This window comes from Paenibacillus peoriae (assembly GCF_022531965.1).
Taxonomy (GTDB): Bacteria; Bacillota; Bacilli; order Paenibacillales; family Paenibacillaceae; genus Paenibacillus; species Paenibacillus polymyxa_D.
This window is the reverse complement of record NZ_CP092831.1, coordinates 909,164-927,667: the sequence shown is the minus strand read 5'-3', so window position 1 is coordinate 927,667 and position 18,504 is coordinate 909,164. Positions and strand designations below refer to the sequence as shown.

Below are 18,504 nucleotides of genomic sequence, written 5' to 3'. Positions count from 1 at the left end.
ACAAGATCAGCTTAAAGGAATATTCTAAAACGCAATTTCGTTTCGGTATCCAGTTTTCAAGGTGCAATTCGCTTCATCGAAGCGAAACCCGATGAATATTTCGGTTCCACACGGATGTGTGAATGAAGTATTCGTCGAAGCTTGAGAGTTTGAGCTCTCAAAACTGAGCAACGAGTGAGTAACAGGCCTAAACCTGAGTTTTGAAACTTACGCTTCATATTTGAATGTTTCCATTGCAGGAAACGATTCTCCATAGAAAGGAGGTGATCCAGCCGCACCTTCCGATACGGCTACCTTGTTACGACTTCACCCCAATCATCTACCCCACCTTCGGCGGCTGGCTCCCTTGCAGGTTACCCCACCGACTTCGGGTGTTGTAAACTCTCGTGGTGTGACGGGCGGTGTGTACAAGACCCGGGAACGTATTCACCGCGGCATGCTGATCCGCGATTACTAGCAATTCCGACTTCATGTAGGCGAGTTGCAGCCTACAATCCGAACTGAGACCGGCTTTTCTAGGATTGGCTCCACCTCGCGATTTCGCTTCCCGTTGTACCGGCCATTGTAGTACGTGTGTAGCCCAGGTCATAAGGGGCATGATGATTTGACGTCATCCCCACCTTCCTCCGGTTTATCACCGGCAGTCTGCTTAGAGTGCCCAGCTTGACCTGCTGGCAACTAAGCATAAGGGTTGCGCTCGTTGCGGGACTTAACCCAACATCTCACGACACGAGCTGACGACAACCATGCACCACCTGTCTCCTCTGTCCCGAAGGAAAGCCATATCTCTACAGCGGTCAGAGGGATGTCAAGACCTGGTAAGGTTCTTCGCGTTGCTTCGAATTAAACCACATACTCCACTGCTTGTGCGGGTCCCCGTCAATTCCTTTGAGTTTCAGTCTTGCGACCGTACTCCCCAGGCGGAATGCTTAATGTGTTAACTTCGGCACCAAGGGTATCGAAACCCCTAACACCTAGCATTCATCGTTTACGGCGTGGACTACCAGGGTATCTAATCCTGTTTGCTCCCCACGCTTTCGCGCCTCAGCGTCAGTTACAGCCCAGAGAGTCGCCTTCGCCACTGGTGTTCCTCCACATCTCTACGCATTTCACCGCTACACGTGGAATTCCACTCTCCTCTTCTGCACTCAAGCTCCCCAGTTTCCAGTGCGACCCGAAGTTGAGCCTCGGGATTAAACACCAGACTTAAAGAGCCGCCTGCGCGCGCTTTACGCCCAATAATTCCGGACAACGCTTGCCCCCTACGTATTACCGCGGCTGCTGGCACGTAGTTAGCCGGGGCTTTCTTCTCAGGTACCGTCACTCTTGTAGCAGTTACTCTACAAGACATTCTTCCCTGGCAACAGAGCTTTACGATCCGAAAACCTTCATCACTCACGCGGCGTTGCTCCGTCAGGCTTTCGCCCATTGCGGAAGATTCCCTACTGCTGCCTCCCGTAGGAGTCTGGGCCGTGTCTCAGTCCCAGTGTGGCCGATCACCCTCTCAGGTCGGCTACGCATCGTCGCCTTGGTAGGCCATTACCCCACCAACTAGCTAATGCGCCGCAGGCCCATCCACAAGTGACAGATTGCTCCGTCTTTCCTCCTTCGCCCATGCAGGAAAAGGATGTATCGGGTATTAGCTACCGTTTCCGGTAGTTATCCCTGTCTTGTGGGCAGGTTGCCTACGTGTTACTCACCCGTCCGCCGCTAGGTTATTTAGAAGCAAGCTTCTAAATAACCCCGCTCGACTTGCATGTATTAGGCACGCCGCCAGCGTTCGTCCTGAGCCAGGATCAAACTCTCCATTAAAGACCAACCGAAGCTGGTTTATAGAAAGAGCGATAAGCTCATTTTGAAACTGACGAGATAAAAAATATCTCTTGTTTGATTTTGCGAACAAAATCGTTTTACTCACTCGTTGTTCAGTTTTCAAAGATCAAACATTCATTTCGTTAATTCAGCACGTCGCTTCATCAACTCTTATATCATATCATGTCCGAACCAACTTAGCAAGCATTTTTTTAAAACGTTTTTTGTAACACTCGCTCGCAATATTGTATTTCTTGGCCGGAATTAGAATATACCATATACACATCCCGTTTGCAAGCATTTATTATGTGAAATTCATAATACTTTATATATTATTCATTTTCCTTCTATATAATAGCTCCGTTGTATCTATCTGCGTCTAACTACAAACAAAGAACCTCTTCCCTTAAGCAACAGGAAGAGGTTCTTTGTTCTATATCTACTGATTATTCTGAGCCCATAAAGGCAAAGCGGATTACTACAATAATAGCAAGCACCCACATGAGCCAGTGAATTTTAACTTTATTGCTGGTAAATAGATTACTGAATACAGCCAGTACAACGTAAGACAGGATACCAGCAGAAATACCATTCGCGATTCCACCTGTGAAAGGCATCAGCACGATAGTCAAAAATGCAGGAAACGCCAACAGAAAGTTATCCCAGTCGATGTTGCGAACCTGACTCATCATTAGGACCCCAACAATAATCAGAGCTGGAGCAGTAGCGGCAGAAGGCACAACCAGAGCCAACGGTGCAATAAACAGGGCCAACAAGAACAGAACACCTGTCGTTACAGCAGTCAGTCCGGTACGTCCGCCTTCTTCTACCCCTGCGGAGCTTTCTACGAATGCTGTAATCGTACTTGTACCCAATACAGCACCGGTACTTACGCCAACAGCATCCACCAGCATCGCTTTACCGATAATTTTCTCGCCTTTTTTCTTATCTTTCATTATACCCGCGCGAGTAGCCGTACCTACCAAGGTACCGAACGTATCAAACAACTCTACAAATGTGAAAATGAAAATGATATCAAACAGACCAATATGCAAAGCTGCTTTCAAGTCTAACTGGCCTACAGCCAAATTACTGAAATCAGGAATCCAGTTGCCTGTTGTCAAGCTACTCAGATTCGTTACTCCCATCGGAATACCGATTAATGTAGTAGCTACGATCCCAATCAGCAATGCACCTTTAACCCGAACGACCATCAGTGCTGCGATAATAAGCAATCCGATTAGGGCCAGCAGTGCATCCTTTTGATGTACCAGACTTCCCAAAATCAAATTAAAAGCATGACCCGGAACCGGTTGACCAACATCTGTCCCTGGAACGATACTCACCATAACCAGATTACAAAGCTTGAAGCCGACAATCGTAATAAACAAGCCGATACCCACTGTAATAGCTGTCTTTAAATTTTCCGGAACCGCAACAAGCAGCATCTGTCTTACTCGTGTCACGGTTAAAATCAGAAAGACGATACCGGATATAAATACAGCGCCAAGTGCCGCTTGCCAAGTAATCATGCCATTAGAACTCAGGACTACAGTCATAAAATAAGCATTCAAGCCCATACCCGGCGCCATGCCGATCGGCACATTAACGAATAACCCCATCAGGATGGTAACCAAACCTGCACCTACGGCCGTCGCAAAAAAGACAGCTTCACTGGGCATACCTGCTCCAGTCGGACCTAAAAAGGTATTGTTGACCACCAAAATATAAGCCATGGTCATAAAAGTAGTAATCCCCGCTATAATTTCTGTGCGGACGTTCGTGCCATGTTCCTTTAATTTAAAGAAACGCTCCATGAGTCGTAATTCCTCCTACGCAAAGCATACTCGTATTGTTGTCGTTCGTTTGAAGTAATATTCGCATTCAATGCGCTATATTATTACATTCGTTATTTTAGGCTCTCACCTACTGCTTGTCAACAGAAAAAGCGAATGTTACAAATTAAACATATATGTATTGTTCGGAAAACAGAAAACCCGCAAGCTATTATGCAGCTAACGGGTTATCATTTAAGGGAATCAGATGTTTTTGTACTTATCAAATGTATTCGCTGTGTCTGGGATATTCTCCAGATAAACGATCTTACCTTCCGCATCCAGCCGAGCCTTGTCCACTCCAGTAAGTGTATAAACTTCGCCTGTTGCTTTTTTACCACACACTGCCCATTTGGTTTGATAGGTATCAGGTTCTCCGGGTACAGGTTTCCAACCTTCATACATATGCTTGATTTCGAGCGATCCCTCAAAGAACATATTCAAGAAGCTTTTCCAACTGTTCATACCTTGTTTTCGATCACCATTCAATACAAACTCAATCTTCTCAGAAAAAAGGCTAATTAATCGCTCTCTACTCTTCTCGTCATCTTTTGCTAAATCATAGTAGTGAAAATAATCTTCTAAAATCTTCATCGTGCGCAATTCCTTTTGTGCTGTATATGTGTATTCATCCTTATGAGAAGGTTATTGCAATTTTTCCAACAGCATGGTGGGTTTCGCTTAAAGCGTGTGCATCATATAAGCCTTTTTGTGAAAAAGGAAACGTCGCTCCCACTACCGATCTTACTTTCTTTTGCTCCAACAGGTCGGCAATTTCCTGCAGTTGCTGTCCGTTGGGCTCCAGCCATATATTTTTGGCCGTTACGTTGTACTCCTTTACCAGCTCTTCGTCAAAATTGCTCACAATGGATATGATCCGTCCAGTGCCCCTTTTCATTACCTTAAAGCTATTCTTCTGAACATCCCCGCCCATCGTATCGAACACCACGTCCACATCAGATAAAACTTCCTCAAAACGAGTTGTGTGATAGTCAATGATTTGGTCGGCTCCCAATGAAGCAAGCAATTCATGATTACGCTCACTGGCTGTAGTAATGACATAGGCTCCGGCTTGTTTGGCAAACTGGATAGCAAACATACCTACGCCACCTGCACCTGCGTGGATTAATACTTTTTCCCCTTTGGTCAGTTGACCATGTGTAAAAAGCGCCTGCCAAGCAGTCAACCCCGCCAAAGGTACAGAAGCGGCTTCCTCCCAAGAAATTGAGGCAGGTTTACGCGCCAATAGGTGATCATCCACCAAGGTATACTCGGCATAAGTACCGAACCGTGTGGTGTCCGGGCGTGCAAACACTTCATCTCCCACTTTCCAATCGGTGACCTCGCTGCCTACTTCCGAAATAGTGCCGGCTACATCCCAGCCTAAAATAATCGGGAACTCCCAATCCATCATTTGTTTTAAGTAACCTTCACGCAACTTCCAGTCAATTGGGTTGATGGAGGTAGCCGCCACTTTGACTACAACCTGATGAGCCAGTGGTGTAGGAGTAGGCACTTCTCTTTCTTTCAATTCATCCTTGCTTCCATACTGATCTATAACGATGGCTTTCATATTCATTTCCTCCTCACATTTATATATTCTTCACATTGTTAGACATACGCTGTAGTAAATCTGTCAAAGCCACAATTTCCTCATCTGTAAACTTACATAGCAGCTTTTCCTGGAAGGCTTGTCTTTGCTCTGACAAAACTTGCAGCTCTTGAACCCCTAATTCGGTCAAACGTATATAGGTCACACGCTTATCCTGCTCTTTTTTACTACGTAAAATCAGACCTTCCTCTTCCAGCCTTCGTAGATGTCGAGTCACTGCTGCACCATCCAGAACGAGCAGATGTTGGAGCTCTAGCTGGCTTAGTTCCTGACGATGGTCAATATGATACAAAATTTCAACCTTGGTAAAACTGGTTTTTAACTGTGCTTCAAAAGCGTTATTCATTTCTTTACACAAAAGATGCATGCGATAAAACAACTGACTTTTTTCAGAGCAATGTTCGATGACAAACCATCCTCCTAATACTTGACCTATCAATTGATATATCAAGTATTATACACCCTCATTAAAAATAAACAAGTCCTGAGACAAGTCTATATAGACAAATCCTACAATTCAAGAATACTCAAGCTAAACAAATAGCCTGAGCATTCTTGAATTGTATTAGATCGTATTATTGATTTCGATAAATTTATGTTCAATCGCTGTCATTTCGTGATTTGGCCGGGTTATTAAATATGTATCCATGTAGCCAAAGGTTGGGGGAGCGGGCAAATAGGATGTTACTTTGAATTGCCGCGCCAGCCTTTTGGACATGAGGGTGATTCCCATTCCCATCAAGGAAAATTGTACCATCGTTTCAAACACACCAACCTCCACAACCTCGCCATGGGTCAATTGCATGTCCTGATACATCTTCTCTAAATACGTGAGGTACAGGCAGCCATCCGACAATATGATAATAGACGCTCCTTGGAGTACCTGTTTAAGATCCGAGCCTTCATGTATGCCTTTCCCCACCAGTACCAGTTCTTCACGGCATAATTTTTGATAATGAATATACGGGTTAGCGGGATACCCTGTAACAAAAGCAATATCGAGTTCGCCGTCAAGGATCAATCGCTCCATTTCCGTGGTGGTTCCGGTTTTTAATGTAACCGAAGCCTGCGGATACAGCTCATATACCTTCGTGAGCGCCCTCGTTGTTTCGCCCGCCACGATGGACTGCATGGTACCGATGCGCAGCTTTTCCTCCTGCGGTCTCATTTTCATCTCCGTGTCTTGCCACAGCAACAACATTTGCTTGAACTGAGCATATAAGATTTCTCCTGCAGGTGTCAGCTCCATACCCCGGGGCTTTCGGTAAAATAACGCTGTGCCGTAATGGGCCTCCAGCTTCTTTATTTTAGCCGTCATATTCGATTGCAGATGATTCAGCTTTTGGGCAGCTTCTGTCAGGCTTCTCAGCTCCGCCACCGAAACAAATGCCTGCATATTTTCAATATCCATCCCTTCACCTCCCATCAAATAAAATGATACCTATATCATAAACAAGCATTATTATTTATGAGTTAAGTGTATTATATTGACCTTGGACGCTACTTTCCACCCTCATTTAAAAATTAGGAGGTATGGCAACATGGTAATAAAGAAGATTCGTGCAGGTATCGTAGGAGGTTCGATGAATAATAAATGGGCTAGTCAAACGCATATTCCGGCGTTGCTCAAGCACTCAAACCTGGATATCACTGCCGTCGGTACCTCCCGTATGGAGAGTGCACGACAAAGTGCAGAAGGAGTAGGGGCGGCACTGGCTTTTGATGATGCCAAAAAGCTCGCAGCTTCCGAGGATGTGGACATGGTCGTGGTGAGCGTAAAAGTTCCCCATCATTATGAGGCGGTGATGGCGGCAATTCAAGAGAGAAAGCATATTTTTTGTGAATGGCCCTTGGGGGCAAACACTGCGGAAGCTGCTGAAATGGTCAAGGCGGCGGCACTGGCAGGCATTCATCATACCGTCGGCTTGCAGGCACGGCAGGATCTTGAAGTGCAAACGATGAAAAAATTGGTGGAGAGCGGAGAGATTGGTGAAATTCTATCCTGTCATATGCAAGTAGCTACTTCCGGCAAAGGTGGACAAGTAAATCAGGACACTGCTTATTTGCTGAACAGAGCCAATGGCGCTAATCTGCTGACGATTAACGGCGGGCATTCTCTGGATGCGCTGCAATACATCGTTGGCGAATTCCGCGAGCTATCGGCCATCACATCATCTCGCTATAACGAAGCCACTATTCAGGAAACGGGTGAAGTCATTTCCAAGGATACAGCCGATCAGATTCTGATTCACGGACTATTGGACAAGGGGGCGCCGATATCCGTTCACATTCAGGGCGGAGTGAATTCTAAGTTTGAGATAGAGATTCAGGGGAAAAAGGGTATTTTGCGATTGACACAGAATCCTTCGCTTGGGCATGTTCAATTTGGGAATCTGACGCTCGAAAAACTTGCGTACGATCCAAGCAGTACGCAGAGTCATGGTCCTAATGGGGCGTTTGAACAAATAAGTGTAACTGCTGAGCCTGATGGCGGACTGGATTTTCCAAAACAAGGGGTAACCCTGAATGTAGCCAAGGCTCATCATGTATTTGCCGAGGATATTTTGACGGGCACCCGTCTCGCTCCTGATTTCAACCATGCCTTAAAGCTGCATCAGCTACTGGATCGCATCGAGGAATCGGCTGCAACCGGGAAAAAGATTGTATGGTAAGGTAGAATTATAAAAAAGAACATTCAGTACCACGATGATGTGGAATTGAATGTTCTTTATATTGTAATCAGTTAAAATCCTACTCCACTCGATGGTGGTAATGCAGTGGACCTTCCTCTAGAAAAATTACCTTTTTTTAATGAAGTCATGCATTCTCGACTTTTATCCTATCACCTTCAACCAAAATAACTTCCGCGTTGCTGATTGGATATAAATTTAATTGGCTGTCATATTCCTCAATGATGCTCTCCACCGCTTTTTTAAACGGGATGTTCGTATGGTGGGGGACTGGGTAGAATTCAATGATCCCGAGCGCAACAAAGGAATCCAAAGCAGGCGCTTCCTGCACATTGTCCATAAGTCGGGCATATTCGATATTCGGTGATAAAATCATCGAACCTGCCGATTCACCTATGTATAACTTCCCTGCATTAACTTCATCAGCAATGATTTTGTCAGCCCCGGTTCTTTTTAACTCTTGAAGTAAATAAAATGTGTTGCCTCCGGTAATATAAATATAGTCATTTTCTCTAATTTTACTCTCTATTTCATTCAATGGTGCTGTGCTGATTTCGATTTCATCCACGACTAATCCTAAATTCTCTAATGCTTTTTTCCCTGAATTCACATAAAACTTAACTTTCTCTGGAATACTCGCGGTTGGGATGAAGGTGACTTTTTTTCCTTCTAAGTTTTCACCAGCGAAATGGACTAAGCATGGTGCAACATCCTTAAATGAGGACGATAGAAATAATTTTTCCATCTCTTTATTCTCCTTAGAACAACGTTTAATGAAACGAGATATGTAACACTTTAATCTAGGTACATTATAAAATATATTAGTATCAAAACATGACACCATTAGAGCATGACATGAAAAAGAGGTGAACGTTTAATTTCATACTTGATTTAAACTATTTATAGCTTGAATCTAATAAAACCATATAAAAAAGGAGATACATTACCATTGAATAATATCTCCTTTTTTCAACTTCATATTCCGTTTTGCAACAACAAATGACTTCATATCCCGTCCTTGCTTGCCCCCGTAAAAAAGACTCCAACCGCATAGCGATACTTCGCCGATACGGAGGAGTCCTGATGTTGTATTGGTAAATCTTAAAGGATTCATGGTTACGGCGCGGAAGTCTCCACGCTTATTCCCACTCAATCGTAGCTGGTGGTTTGGAAGTAATATCGTACACGATACGATTCACGTTATCCACTTCGTTTACGATACGAACGGAGATTTTCTCCAGCACATCCCAAGGGATACGCGCCCAGTCAGCAGTCATACCGTCGATGGAGGTTACTGCACGAATACCTACGGTGTAAGAATACGTACGAGCATCGCCCATAACGCCAACACTCTTCATATTCGGCAAAGCGGTGAAGTATTGCCAGATTTCCCGGTCCAGACCGGCTTTAGCAATCTCCTCACGCAAAATGTAATCCGACTCACGAACAATGGTTAGCTTGTCCTCTGTCACTTCGCCCAGTACACGAATGGCAAGACCCGGACCTGGGAATGGTTGACGCCATACAATCTCAGCTGGCAGTCCACATTCTTCGCCGACTTTACGCACTTCGTCCTTGAACAGGGCATTCAACGGCTCGATCAGCTTGAACTTCATGTTCTCCGGCAAACCACCCACATTATGATGGGATTTAATGGTCTGTGCCGTTGCAGTTCCGCTCTCTACAATATCCGTATACAGCGTACCTTGTGCCAGGAAAGTAAAATCGTCGAATTGAGAAGATTCTTCCTCGAACACATAGATAAACTCGTTACCGATAATTTTACGTTTTTGTTCCGGATCATCGACTCCTGCTAGCTTGGACAAGAAGCGCTCACGTGCGTCAATTTTGACAACTTTCATATCAAATTTACCAACGAACGTCTCCATTACACTTTCGGCTTCACCTTTGCGCAGCAATCCATGGTCTATGAACATACACGTCAGTTGGTCACCGATCGCTTTGTGAATAAGCATCGCTACAACGGAAGAATCCACGCCACCACTTAAAGCACACAATACTTTTTTGTCGCCTACCTGTTGACGAATCTCGCGAATCTGATCTTCAATGAACGACTCCATCGTCCAGTTGCCTTCACAACCGCACACTTCATATAGGAAGTTGCTGATCATCTCGTTACCTTGAACGGAATGACGTACCTCTGGATGGAATTGCACCGCATACAGATTCCGCTCCAGGTTACTCATCGCGGCAATCGGCGCACTCTCTGTTCCTGCATCCAGTGTAAAGCCGGTTGGCAGATCTGTTACGTGATCCCCATGGCTCATCCATACGGTTTGACGAGAATCCAGTCCTTTAGCCAAGCGGGCATCCTGATTGAATTGCACGTCTGCTTTGCCATACTCACGCTTGCCCGCACGTTCTACCTTACCATCCAGTTGGTGAGCCATCAGCTGCATGCCATAACAAATACCAAAGATAGGAATGCCCAGGTCATAAATTGCCCGATCCACCTGAGGAGCATTGTCTGTATATACGCTGGAAGGTCCGCCTGAGAAAACAATCCCTTTTGGCGCCAGCTCTCTCAGCTTCTCCGCAGGCGTATTGTATGGAAGGAGCTCGCTATATACGCCGAGATCCCGAATTCTTCTTGCGATTAACTGGTTGTATTGTCCTCCAAAATCAAGAACTACAACGATTTCATTAGGCTTATTCATTACCGTGCCTCCCTCAATTGTTCGTTTCATTATACGCAACGATAAAACAAGACGTCAAGAAATCAACCGGAGTTGAGTGGGCATGAAAAGATTGTTAAAATGAATTGATTCTAAAATACTCAATCTGTTCGTAGGAGTGTAAACGATGGATGTGCTGAAGTGGATCGCGCAATTGTTCGAAGAATACGGCTACGGCGTCCTTTTTTTCGGCTTGCTGCTTGAGTTTATTGCTTTACCATTTCCCGGGGAAACCACCATGGCTTATGCGGGATATCTCTCCTATGCCGGTACCCTGGATTTCGGTAAACTGATGCTGCTAGCTTTTTTGGGCACGACCATCGGTATGACTATTACCTACTTTATCGGAAAGTGGGCTGGACTCCCCTTTATTCAGAAATATGGTAAATGGGTTTTGTTATCGCCGGACAAGCTTCAGAAAACACAAAAATGGTTTCAACGATATGGATACTGGCTTATTTTCCTTGGATATTTCATCCCCGGTGTCAGGCATTTTACCGGTTATTTTGCCGGAATTATTGTTCTTTCTTTCCGTAAATTTGTCTTATATGCTTACAGCGGCGCTTTATTCTGGGTCATCCTCTTTCTAAGCATCGGCAAGCTGTTTGGTCCCCAATGGGATGCCATTTTCCATTTGGTAGAGCTGTATGCACTGCGAATTGCGGGAGTCGTTGGGTTCATAATCCTGCTGTATATTATTTACCGGTGGAGAAGCTTCCTATTTAGCTCGCTACGCAAATCCGAAAAGTCGGTGAAAACCAGCAACAAGGATGACACGAAGTAATCACACTCATGCTGCCTTGCGGCTACGAGTCCTTGCATAATACATCAAAATCACGATAGATATCACAATAAACCCCGCACCTCCAGCCAAACCCAACGTACGCGGCTCCATCATTTCAATCGCCACCCCTGCACCAAGCATAGAACTCCGATGATTCCTTGACTCTACGCCGTCAGCATGCCCAACAATGGACCCTGTAAATACAATGGGGTCTCCCGTATTAATAATGTATCCAGACAAATGGCCCCTACCCCGCAAGCCAACTACCGCTTAATCCATAAGTAAAATCCCCAGCAACAAAAGACATACCAGTCCTCCCTTCACCGGAGCAAATCGCGAATGTCAGACTGCATTCGTTTCTATAATCGCAAGGCATAAATTCATATATTCAGAGCATACTAAGCCAACAAACTCCAATATCGGAGGATTTTACGTATGCCAAATCAGAATAAAAGTTGTCCACTTACTCATGTGTCCTCTAACTTGAAGGATAATGTGAATCATATCGAAAGCTCCTTTGGAAACAGCGGAGATGTAATCATTAAAGAGCTATTATGGATGCAAAAATGGCCAGCAGCTCTATTTTATATTGATGGTCTGGTCAATACTCAATTGCTCCATGATTCCGTTCTCCGTTCATTGATGCGAGTAAATGAACATCATGTACCGGAGGGCGCAGAACCATTCGACTATTTGAAGAATCAAGTTTTGATTGCAGGTAACTCAGGTAGTGTGGACGAAATGGATGCCTTATTCAACCAGATGCTATCTGGCGGTATTATCATTTTGCTGGACGGATACGCCAAGGGCATATGGATTGATGCGGTCGGTTGGGAGGATCGCAGTGTTAGCGAACCCCAATCCCAAAGTGTCGTACGGGGTCCAATGGAGGCTTTTACCGAAAATTTACGTACCAATACCGCTCTAATTCGTAGGCGAATCCGCGATCCGCGCCTGTGGATGGAAACAAGACAGATCGGTCAAGTCACTCATACCAATGTGTCCGTGATGTATATCAAAGGAATTGCTGACGAAGGGGTTATTCAGGAACTGAGAGAACGTTTGGACCGAATTGATATTGACGGAATTTTGGAAGGGGGTTACATCGAAGAGGAAATTCAGGATGAATCCTTCACTCCGTTTCCCACCATTTATAACAGCGAGCGTCCGGATTCGGTCGCTGCCAGCCTGTTGGAGGGGCGGATTGCTATCTTGGTGGACGGGACACCCTTTGTTCTGTTGATTCCTGCGCTATTCGTGCAATTTTTCCAGTCGGCAGAGGATTATTACCAACGTGCTGATATCAGCACGTTGCTGCGTTTGCTGCGTTTCTTTTCCTTTTTTATCGCTTTGCTTGCACCGGCAGTTTATATCGCGGTAACTACCTTTCATCAAGAGATGATTCCTACAAACTTATTGGTCAGTCTCGCTGCACAAAGGGAAGGCGTACCGTTTCCAGCCTTTGTCGAGGCGATGCTCATGGAAATTACTTATGAAATTTTGCGTGAAGCAGGAGTCCGAATTCCGAGGACAGTCGGACAGGCTGTATCTATTGTAGGCACATTGGTCATTGGGCAAGCAGCCGTGGATGCGGGGGTTGTCTCGGCGGCTATGGTCATTATCGTGTCAATCACCGCCATCTCCAGCTATGTTATTCCAGAAAACGGCCTGTCGATAGCGGTTCGTATTATACGCTTCGCCTTAATGATGCTAGCCGCAGCCTTTGGGCTTCTTGGAATATTGATGGGGTTAATCGTAGTTTTGCTGCACTTGACCAGTCTGAGATCGTTTGGAGTATCTTACATGAGTCCGTTTGGCCCCTATGTGGAAAGCGATATGAAAGATACGCTGTTTCGCTTGCCTTGGCCTCATATGACGAAGCGTCCTCAATCCATCTCTATCCAAAATACGATCCGCCAAAAAACGAAAAAAAGACGGATCGGTAATAAATCAAAAACCAGAAGGGATCAACCATGAAGCAGACCATACATTTGTTCTTCGTCTGGGGCCTGATTGCATTACTGTTAGGTGGTTGCTGGGATCGCCAAGAATTAAATGAGCTGGGCATAGCTATTGGGATCGGTGTGGATATGGAAGGAGACCAGTATCAGGTAACCGCTCAGGTGGTCATTCCTTCTGCTGTAGCTTCCAAATCTTCACCAAGTGCAGGCCCTCCAGTCGTTACTTATCAGGCCACTGCACCCACGATTCAAGAGGCCATTGAAAAAATGACGAATACAAGTCCGCGCGCCATTTACTTATCTCATATTCGTATGCTGATTTTAGGTGAGGAGTATGCGAGAAAGGGAATTGCTGATGCGATTGAAGCCATGATGCGAGAGCCTTTCACAAGAAGTGACTTTTATATTGCGATAGCCAAGAATAACAAGGCTTCTACGATGTTAAAGATCCCCACTCCAATGGAAAAGTTGCCGGCAAATAAATTATTTGCTTCGTTAGATACCTTAACCAAAACCTGGGCTCCTGCTACCAAAGTAACCATGGATCAACTTCTTAGCGACCTGGTTAATCCCGACATCCAGTCCACTCTGCCCGCATTGGAAGCTGTGGGAGATATAGAGTCGACCAATGAAAAAGGTATGGATGCCACCAAAAGTATATCGCCTGAAACCATATTGCGGTTTTCGGGTAATGGTGTATTCAAAAAAGACCGATTGCTGGGATGGATCAATGAACTTGACAGTAAAGGGCTCAGTTACATCAGGGATAAAGTGGAGTCTACAACGGGGCACACCGATTGTCAGGGTGGGGGTAACATTGCCCTATTAACCTTGAGTAGCGACACTCAAAAAAAAGTAATCATTCGTGATGGAGAACCTGTTATCTCTATATCAGTTACCAACAACAGCACAGTACGAGAAGTCAACTGCCAGCATATGAAGCTAGACAGTATGGACGATATTAAAGAAATTGAAGCCGCAAGCAATGAAAAAATTGTTGAAATTATGAAACATTCCGTAGAGACCGTTCGGCATGAGTTTAAGTCAGACATTTTCGGCTTTGGTCAACTGATTCACCAGTCCAAACCCGAGCTTTGGAAAAGACTAAAAGAAGAAAAAGAAAATCCATTTATGGACTTACAGATTGAATATAAGGCACAGACAAAGATTAAAAAAATTGGTTCCTTGTTTGAATCATTCCAAAAACAAATGAAGGAGTGAGCTGGGTGGAGGAGAAAGGGCGTATCAGCATCAGAAATATAGCCGTACTCGTATTTTTGAGTATTATCGGAGACTGCGTATTGGTGTATCCCTCCCTCATTACAAGCATATCCAAGCAGGATGCCTGGATCAGCTCATTCCTAAGTATCCCAGCAGGATTGGCTGTATTACTGCTACTCCTGCGGGTACATCAGCTATATCCTGATCTCACCTTTATTCAACTCTGCCAGAGAATTTTGGGACCGTGGCTAGGCTCCCTCATCTCGATATGGTATTTGTTCCATTTATTAATGAATTCCGCGATTTATTTAAGAGAGGTCGGGGATTTTATGAACAGCCAGACTTATGTTATGACGCCTCTGCCTGTTATCAATTTACTCTTAATTCTTGCGCTTATGTGGGGGATGTATATGGGATTAGAGCCTATTGCTCGTACGGCTCAAATCTTATTACCATTATGCTTGGCTTTCACTTTGTTTTTAATCCTGTGCTTGCTTCCCCAATGTGAAAGTCAGCAGCTTAAGCCTATGCTGGAGCAAGGTATTCCCAAGATTATGGAAGGCAGCCTATTTGCACTGTCCTACCCATTCGGAGAATTAGCTTTTTTACTCATGATTTTTCCCTATGTGAACAAAAAACCGGGTCTAAAAAAATCGGTTTTGCTAGCCGGACTTACTGCCAGCGTTCTGTTAAGCGTACTACTCTTGGTTTCTCTCATGGTTCTGGGCCCTTTTGTAACCGAACATAGTGTGTATACCTCTTATACGCTATCTAAAAAAATCAACATAGGAAATTTCTTACAGAGAGTTGAATCTATGATGAGCATAGCCTGGATTATCACTACCTTTGTTAAAACCATTTTACACTTCTATGCCTTTACCTTAGGAATGACTCAGCTACTGCGATTAGACAATGTACGGACCTTTCTTGGCCCTAGCTTTATGATCCTGTTTGGTCTGATTATCGTGTCGGCACCCAACATTACTTATTATCTGGATACGATCGTCCACGCTTGGATTTATTGGGATTTGACGGATTCCGTTGTCCTGCCTTTACTGCTGCTTGTCGTATACAAGTTGAGATCGAAAGGCAATCATAGCCTGGGATCTGGTTGAGCCTCACCCTCAAAGGAAGGAGCATCGACATGCTGATTACCACTATCATTATCTGTATCGGCTTAGCCATCGCTGCCAAAGATTTGCCAGGCTTGTACCGAAAGCATCGCTTTAAGGATATGTTCGTGTACATCGTTATGCTCGGATTAGGCACATGGCTTAGTATTCTTGCTGCCAAATTAGAGGTTACGCCAAGTCCGCTGATTCTGATAGAGATCATCTATAACCCTGTTAACGCTTTTATTTCACATGTATTTGGCTTTTAGAAGGGAGGCAGCCACAAATGTCAAAAAAAGAACGTATCAGTGTTCGGCAAGTGACTGTCCTTATGTTTATGTGTTTAATCGGGGATATGCTCTTAATTTATCCGACTATGATTACGCATATTGCTCATCAGGATGCCTGGATCAGCTCTATACTGTCCATACCGTTAGGTTTAATTATTATTTACGTGCTCCTTCGTGTCCATGAACTCTACCCGGGCCTTACACTTATTGAAGCGATCCGTAAAATTTTCGGGCCTGTATTCGGAACCATTGTCTCCTGCTGGTATTTGTTTTATTTTTTAATGAACACCGCTCTTATTGCTAGAGAGGTAGGCGATTACCTGACTACCCAGTTATTTGTACAAACCCCTCTGCATGTCCTGCTCGTTATGGGAATTTCCCTAATGGTGCTTACTGCGCTAATGGGAATTGAAGTTTTCGGTCGTGTTAGCGAGATGCTATTACCAGCATATATATTAATCTTCTCCGGTCTGATCCTTGCACTCCTGCCACAAATTCAGCTTTCTAATGTACGGCCTGTTTTGGAAAACGGGTTAGCTCCTGTTGCTAAAGGAATGGTTCCAGGCGTGGCTATGCCTTTTGCCGAAATGTCTATTATGCTCATGGTTTTTCCTTATGTAAACAAAAAAGCCCATTTTAAAAAGGACATGTTGCTCACCTCTCTTATAGGCGGATTCCTGATTAGCGTGTTTCTGCTTCTCTCTCTCCTTGTCGTTGGTCCCTTTGTGACCAATTATAGTCCATACATTTCTTCTGCTCTCACAACAAAGATTAACGAGCTCAATTATATTACACGAGTCGAATCGTTAGTAACTTTAACCTGGGCACTTGCTGCCTATTTCAAAGGTGTCCTTTTCTTTTACGCGTTTACTTTCGGAACAACCCAGCTATTCCGAATTTCTAATATCCGCCCCTTTGTCATCCCCGCAGGAGCGCTTGTGTTTGGTATGACCATTTTGATAACCCCAAATGTGTTTTATTATGTAAGAACTCTTGTTTATCCCATGTCTACCTGGCATTATACAAACGGCTTGATCATTCCGCTTGTTTTATGGGGTGTTTATTTCTGCAAGCAAAAGTGGAAGCATCGACAGGACGTATCCAAAAATTAACAAAAACCTTTTGAAACCGATGCTTAAAGAAGCATAATCCGATTCCAAAAGGTTTTTTTGTTCTTCACTTACGCCATATCCTGAATGTATGCCAGCGCAGCATCAATGTGCCCTTTTACTCTTAAACCACGCCATTCGTGAACTAAGATACCATTTTCATCAATAAGGAACGTAGACCGAACAATGCCCATGTACTGCTTGCCGTACATCTGTTTTTGCTGCCATACACCATACGTCTCAGCGACCTGATGCTCTTCATCAGATAACAACTGAAAAGGGAGTCCGTACTTGGCAATAAACTTGTCATGCTGCTTGAGTGGATCAGGGCTTATCCCCAGAATCACCGTGTTCAAACCTTCAAACTCCGTATGTTTATCCCGAAAATCACAAGCCTGTGTCGAGCAGCTAGAGGTCAAGTCCTTGGGATAGAAATATATCAACACCCTACTGCCTCGATAATCTGACAGCTTAACATGCTTTCCCTCACTGCCAGGCAATTCAAAATCCGGTGCCGCTTGTCCAATAACGGTAAATGCCGCGGACATCTCATCATCTCCTATCTTGTGGGGGTTCTTATATAACCTGACCTATGAGCCTGCCCCTCTGTAGCGGCGAATTCCCCAGTTCCATGCCAGTAAGCCCAAGGTCAGAAAGACAATTCCCATCACAGGAGTTAAGAGCGCCATATGGCGCATGTCCTCTCGGTGAAGGAACAGGGAGGCTGGATATACGCCAACAAAAGCAAACGGTAGTATCCAAGTCAGCACAACCTGAATGGCTCGGTTATAGATCGTTACTGGATAACGTCCGTAGCCCTGAATATTGTACATGAGCGGAATAATTCCTGTCGGCGCATCCGAAAAAAACGAAAGGGAAGTCAATATGGTGTATATCCCCGTATAGATCGCCACGGCACTTAGGCTCAAAATGATCAGCGCCGGTATGAACCACCACTCCATAGCCAAGTCCATCTGTGCCCCGCTGATCCCCATAATAATCAGACCGATCACTGAGCCGACCAGTGCGGGCGGGTCCACATTTTCAAGGAAAATCTGGAACAGATTATACGCAGGACGGGTCATTACCCGGTCGAGTTCACCTTTTACAATATAACGCTCGCTAAAGTTCCAAAGGTTGACGAAACAGCTGAATAGTCCGTAAGGAACCATAAAAAATCCATAAACGAACACGACTTCATTTTCACTCCAGCCACCCAAACTGTCTGTGTGCATAAAAATAACCAGGATAAAAATAAGATTCGTGGCCTGAAACAACAGATCTGAAATAACTTCTACCCAAAAGTCGGCCCGATAGGTGAGCCGTGACTTCATGTAATTTTTTAAATATTCGCTAATGAGACCCAAATAGTACATCATCGG

At 44.6% G+C, this 18,504-nt stretch carries 17 protein-coding genes and 1 rRNA gene; 7 read left to right on the top strand and 11 right to left on the bottom strand.

The window, feature by feature from the left end; translation table 11 throughout:
- Positions 1-256 precede the first annotated feature (256 nt).
- From MLD56_RS04175 to MLD56_RS04150, 6 genes are all read right to left on the bottom strand, one after another.
- Positions 257-1,812: ribosomal RNA gene (locus MLD56_RS04175) — 16S ribosomal RNA — on the bottom strand.
- A gap of 446 nt (positions 1,813-2,258) precedes the next feature.
- On the bottom strand, positions 2,259-3,629 hold the full coding sequence (locus MLD56_RS04170) for an NCS2 family permease (RefSeq protein WP_023987039.1): 1,371 nt from the start codon (positions 3,627-3,629) through the stop codon (positions 2,259-2,261).
- A 222-nt stretch (positions 3,630-3,851) separates the two neighbouring features.
- Positions 3,852-4,241 (bottom strand): nuclear transport factor 2 family protein, encoded by a 390-nt coding sequence (locus MLD56_RS04165; RefSeq protein WP_029515743.1) that lies wholly within the window; start codon positions 4,239-4,241, stop codon positions 3,852-3,854.
- Positions 4,242-4,281: 40 nt separating this feature from the next.
- A complete protein-coding gene (locus MLD56_RS04160; RefSeq protein ID WP_029515744.1) occupies positions 4,282-5,220 on the bottom strand; it encodes an NADP-dependent oxidoreductase in 939 nt (312 codons plus the stop codon).
- Positions 5,221-5,239: 19 nt separating this feature from the next.
- Entirely contained in the window at positions 5,240-5,710 is a 471-nt protein-coding gene (locus MLD56_RS04155; protein ID WP_029515745.1) for a MarR family winged helix-turn-helix transcriptional regulator, read from the bottom strand.
- Between the two features lie 114 nt (positions 5,711-5,824).
- Positions 5,825-6,670 carry a LysR family transcriptional regulator gene (locus tag MLD56_RS04150; RefSeq protein WP_029515746.1) on the bottom strand — a complete coding sequence of 282 codons (846 nt, stop codon included), beginning with the start codon at positions 6,668-6,670 and terminating at the stop codon, positions 5,825-5,827.
- Positions 6,671-6,800: 130 nt separating this feature from the next.
- Here MLD56_RS04150 and MLD56_RS04145 point away from each other — a divergent pair, with 130 nt between their 5' ends.
- Positions 6,801-7,931 (top strand): Gfo/Idh/MocA family protein, encoded by a 1,131-nt coding sequence (locus MLD56_RS04145; protein WP_029515747.1) that lies wholly within the window; start codon positions 6,801-6,803, stop codon positions 7,929-7,931.
- 145 nt (positions 7,932-8,076) lie between these two features.
- On the opposite strand, the gene MLD56_RS04140 is transcribed toward MLD56_RS04145, so the two are convergent.
- Both MLD56_RS04140 and guaA read right to left on the bottom strand, forming a co-directional pair.
- The gene (locus tag MLD56_RS04140; RefSeq protein ID WP_029515748.1) at positions 8,077-8,694 is read right to left on the bottom strand and encodes a peptidase E; all 618 of its coding nucleotides are present in this window, start codon (positions 8,692-8,694) and stop codon (positions 8,077-8,079) included.
- A 394-nt stretch (positions 8,695-9,088) separates the two neighbouring features.
- Complete coding sequence (gene guaA, locus MLD56_RS04135; RefSeq protein ID WP_013308777.1) at positions 9,089-10,627, bottom strand: glutamine-hydrolyzing GMP synthase; 1,539 nt, start codon at positions 10,625-10,627, stop codon at positions 9,089-9,091.
- 145 nt (positions 10,628-10,772) lie between these two features.
- Here guaA and MLD56_RS04130 point away from each other — a divergent pair, with 145 nt between their 5' ends.
- Positions 10,773-11,429 carry a DedA family protein gene (locus tag MLD56_RS04130; RefSeq protein WP_029515749.1) on the top strand — a complete coding sequence of 219 codons (657 nt, stop codon included), beginning with the start codon at positions 10,773-10,775 and terminating at the stop codon, positions 11,427-11,429.
- A gap of 6 nt (positions 11,430-11,435) precedes the next feature.
- Here the strand turns inward: MLD56_RS04130 and MLD56_RS04125 are convergent, their stop codons facing one another.
- A complete protein-coding gene (locus MLD56_RS04125) occupies positions 11,436-11,669 on the bottom strand; it encodes a hypothetical protein (RefSeq protein ID WP_029515750.1) in 234 nt (77 codons plus the stop codon).
- Between the two features lie 195 nt (positions 11,670-11,864).
- Between MLD56_RS04125 and MLD56_RS04120 the strand changes: the two genes are divergently transcribed.
- From MLD56_RS04120 to MLD56_RS04100, 5 genes are read left to right on the top strand one after another with little or no spacing between them, the layout of a single operon-like run.
- Positions 11,865-13,406, top strand: coding sequence for a spore germination protein (locus tag MLD56_RS04120; RefSeq protein ID WP_029515751.1), 1,542 nt, complete (start codon positions 11,865-11,867; stop codon positions 13,404-13,406).
- A complete protein-coding gene (locus MLD56_RS04115; protein ID WP_029515752.1) occupies positions 13,403-14,611 on the top strand; it encodes a Ger(x)C family spore germination protein in 1,209 nt (402 codons plus the stop codon). The genes MLD56_RS04120 and MLD56_RS04115 overlap by 4 nt, the downstream gene beginning before the upstream one ends.
- Before the next feature lie 5 nt (positions 14,612-14,616).
- Positions 14,617-15,726 (top strand): GerAB/ArcD/ProY family transporter, encoded by a 1,110-nt coding sequence (locus MLD56_RS04110; RefSeq protein ID WP_029515753.1) that lies wholly within the window; start codon positions 14,617-14,619, stop codon positions 15,724-15,726.
- 29 nt (positions 15,727-15,755) lie between these two features.
- Entirely contained in the window at positions 15,756-15,992 is a 237-nt protein-coding gene (locus MLD56_RS04105) for a hypothetical protein (protein WP_029515754.1), read from the top strand.
- Between the two features lie 17 nt (positions 15,993-16,009).
- Positions 16,010-17,125 (top strand): GerAB/ArcD/ProY family transporter, encoded by a 1,116-nt coding sequence (locus MLD56_RS04100; protein WP_029515755.1) that lies wholly within the window; start codon positions 16,010-16,012, stop codon positions 17,123-17,125.
- Positions 17,126-17,193: 68 nt separating this feature from the next.
- Here the strand turns inward: MLD56_RS04100 and bcp are convergent, their stop codons facing one another.
- Together bcp and MLD56_RS04090 are read right to left on the bottom strand one after the other, a co-directional pair.
- Positions 17,194-17,670, bottom strand: coding sequence for a thioredoxin-dependent thiol peroxidase (gene bcp / locus MLD56_RS04095; RefSeq protein ID WP_029515756.1), 477 nt, complete (start codon positions 17,668-17,670; stop codon positions 17,194-17,196).
- A 42-nt stretch (positions 17,671-17,712) separates the two neighbouring features.
- A complete protein-coding gene (locus MLD56_RS04090) occupies positions 17,713-18,501 on the bottom strand; it encodes an ABC transporter permease (RefSeq protein ID WP_025718032.1) in 789 nt (262 codons plus the stop codon).
- Positions 18,502-18,504 lie beyond the last annotated feature (3 nt).

Bases quoted from the DNA above. Each gene is read 5' to 3' on its own strand.
- MLD56_RS04170 (WP_023987039.1), bottom strand. From the start codon at position 3,629: ATGGAGCGTTTCTTTAAATTAAAGGAACATGGCACGAACGTCCGCACA.
- MLD56_RS04165 (WP_029515743.1), bottom strand. From the start codon at position 4,241: ATGAAGATTTTAGAAGATTATTTTCACTACTATGATTTAGCAAAAGAT.
- MLD56_RS04160 (WP_029515744.1), bottom strand. From the start codon at position 5,220: ATGAAAGCCATCGTTATAGATCAGTATGGAAGCAAGGATGAATTGAAA.
- MLD56_RS04150 (WP_029515746.1), bottom strand. From the start codon at position 6,670: ATGGATATTGAAAATATGCAGGCATTTGTTTCGGTGGCGGAGCTGAGA.
- MLD56_RS04145 (WP_029515747.1), top strand. From the start codon at position 6,801: ATGGTAATAAAGAAGATTCGTGCAGGTATCGTAGGAGGTTCGATGAAT.
- MLD56_RS04140 (WP_029515748.1), bottom strand. From the start codon at position 8,694: ATGGAAAAATTATTTCTATCGTCCTCATTTAAGGATGTTGCACCATGC.
- guaA (WP_013308777.1), bottom strand. From the start codon at position 10,627: ATGAATAAGCCTAATGAAATCGTTGTAGTTCTTGATTTTGGAGGACAA.
- MLD56_RS04130 (WP_029515749.1), top strand. From the start codon at position 10,773: ATGGATGTGCTGAAGTGGATCGCGCAATTGTTCGAAGAATACGGCTAC.
- MLD56_RS04120 (WP_029515751.1), top strand. From the start codon at position 11,865: ATGCCAAATCAGAATAAAAGTTGTCCACTTACTCATGTGTCCTCTAAC.
- MLD56_RS04115 (WP_029515752.1), top strand. From the start codon at position 13,403: ATGAAGCAGACCATACATTTGTTCTTCGTCTGGGGCCTGATTGCATTA.
- MLD56_RS04105 (WP_029515754.1), top strand. From the start codon at position 15,756: ATGCTGATTACCACTATCATTATCTGTATCGGCTTAGCCATCGCTGCC.
- MLD56_RS04100 (WP_029515755.1), top strand. From the start codon at position 16,010: ATGTCAAAAAAAGAACGTATCAGTGTTCGGCAAGTGACTGTCCTTATG.
- bcp (WP_029515756.1), bottom strand. From the start codon at position 17,670: ATGTCCGCGGCATTTACCGTTATTGGACAAGCGGCACCGGATTTTGAA.
- MLD56_RS04090 (WP_025718032.1), bottom strand. From the start codon at position 18,501: ATGATGTACTATTTGGGTCTCATTAGCGAATATTTAAAAAATTACATG.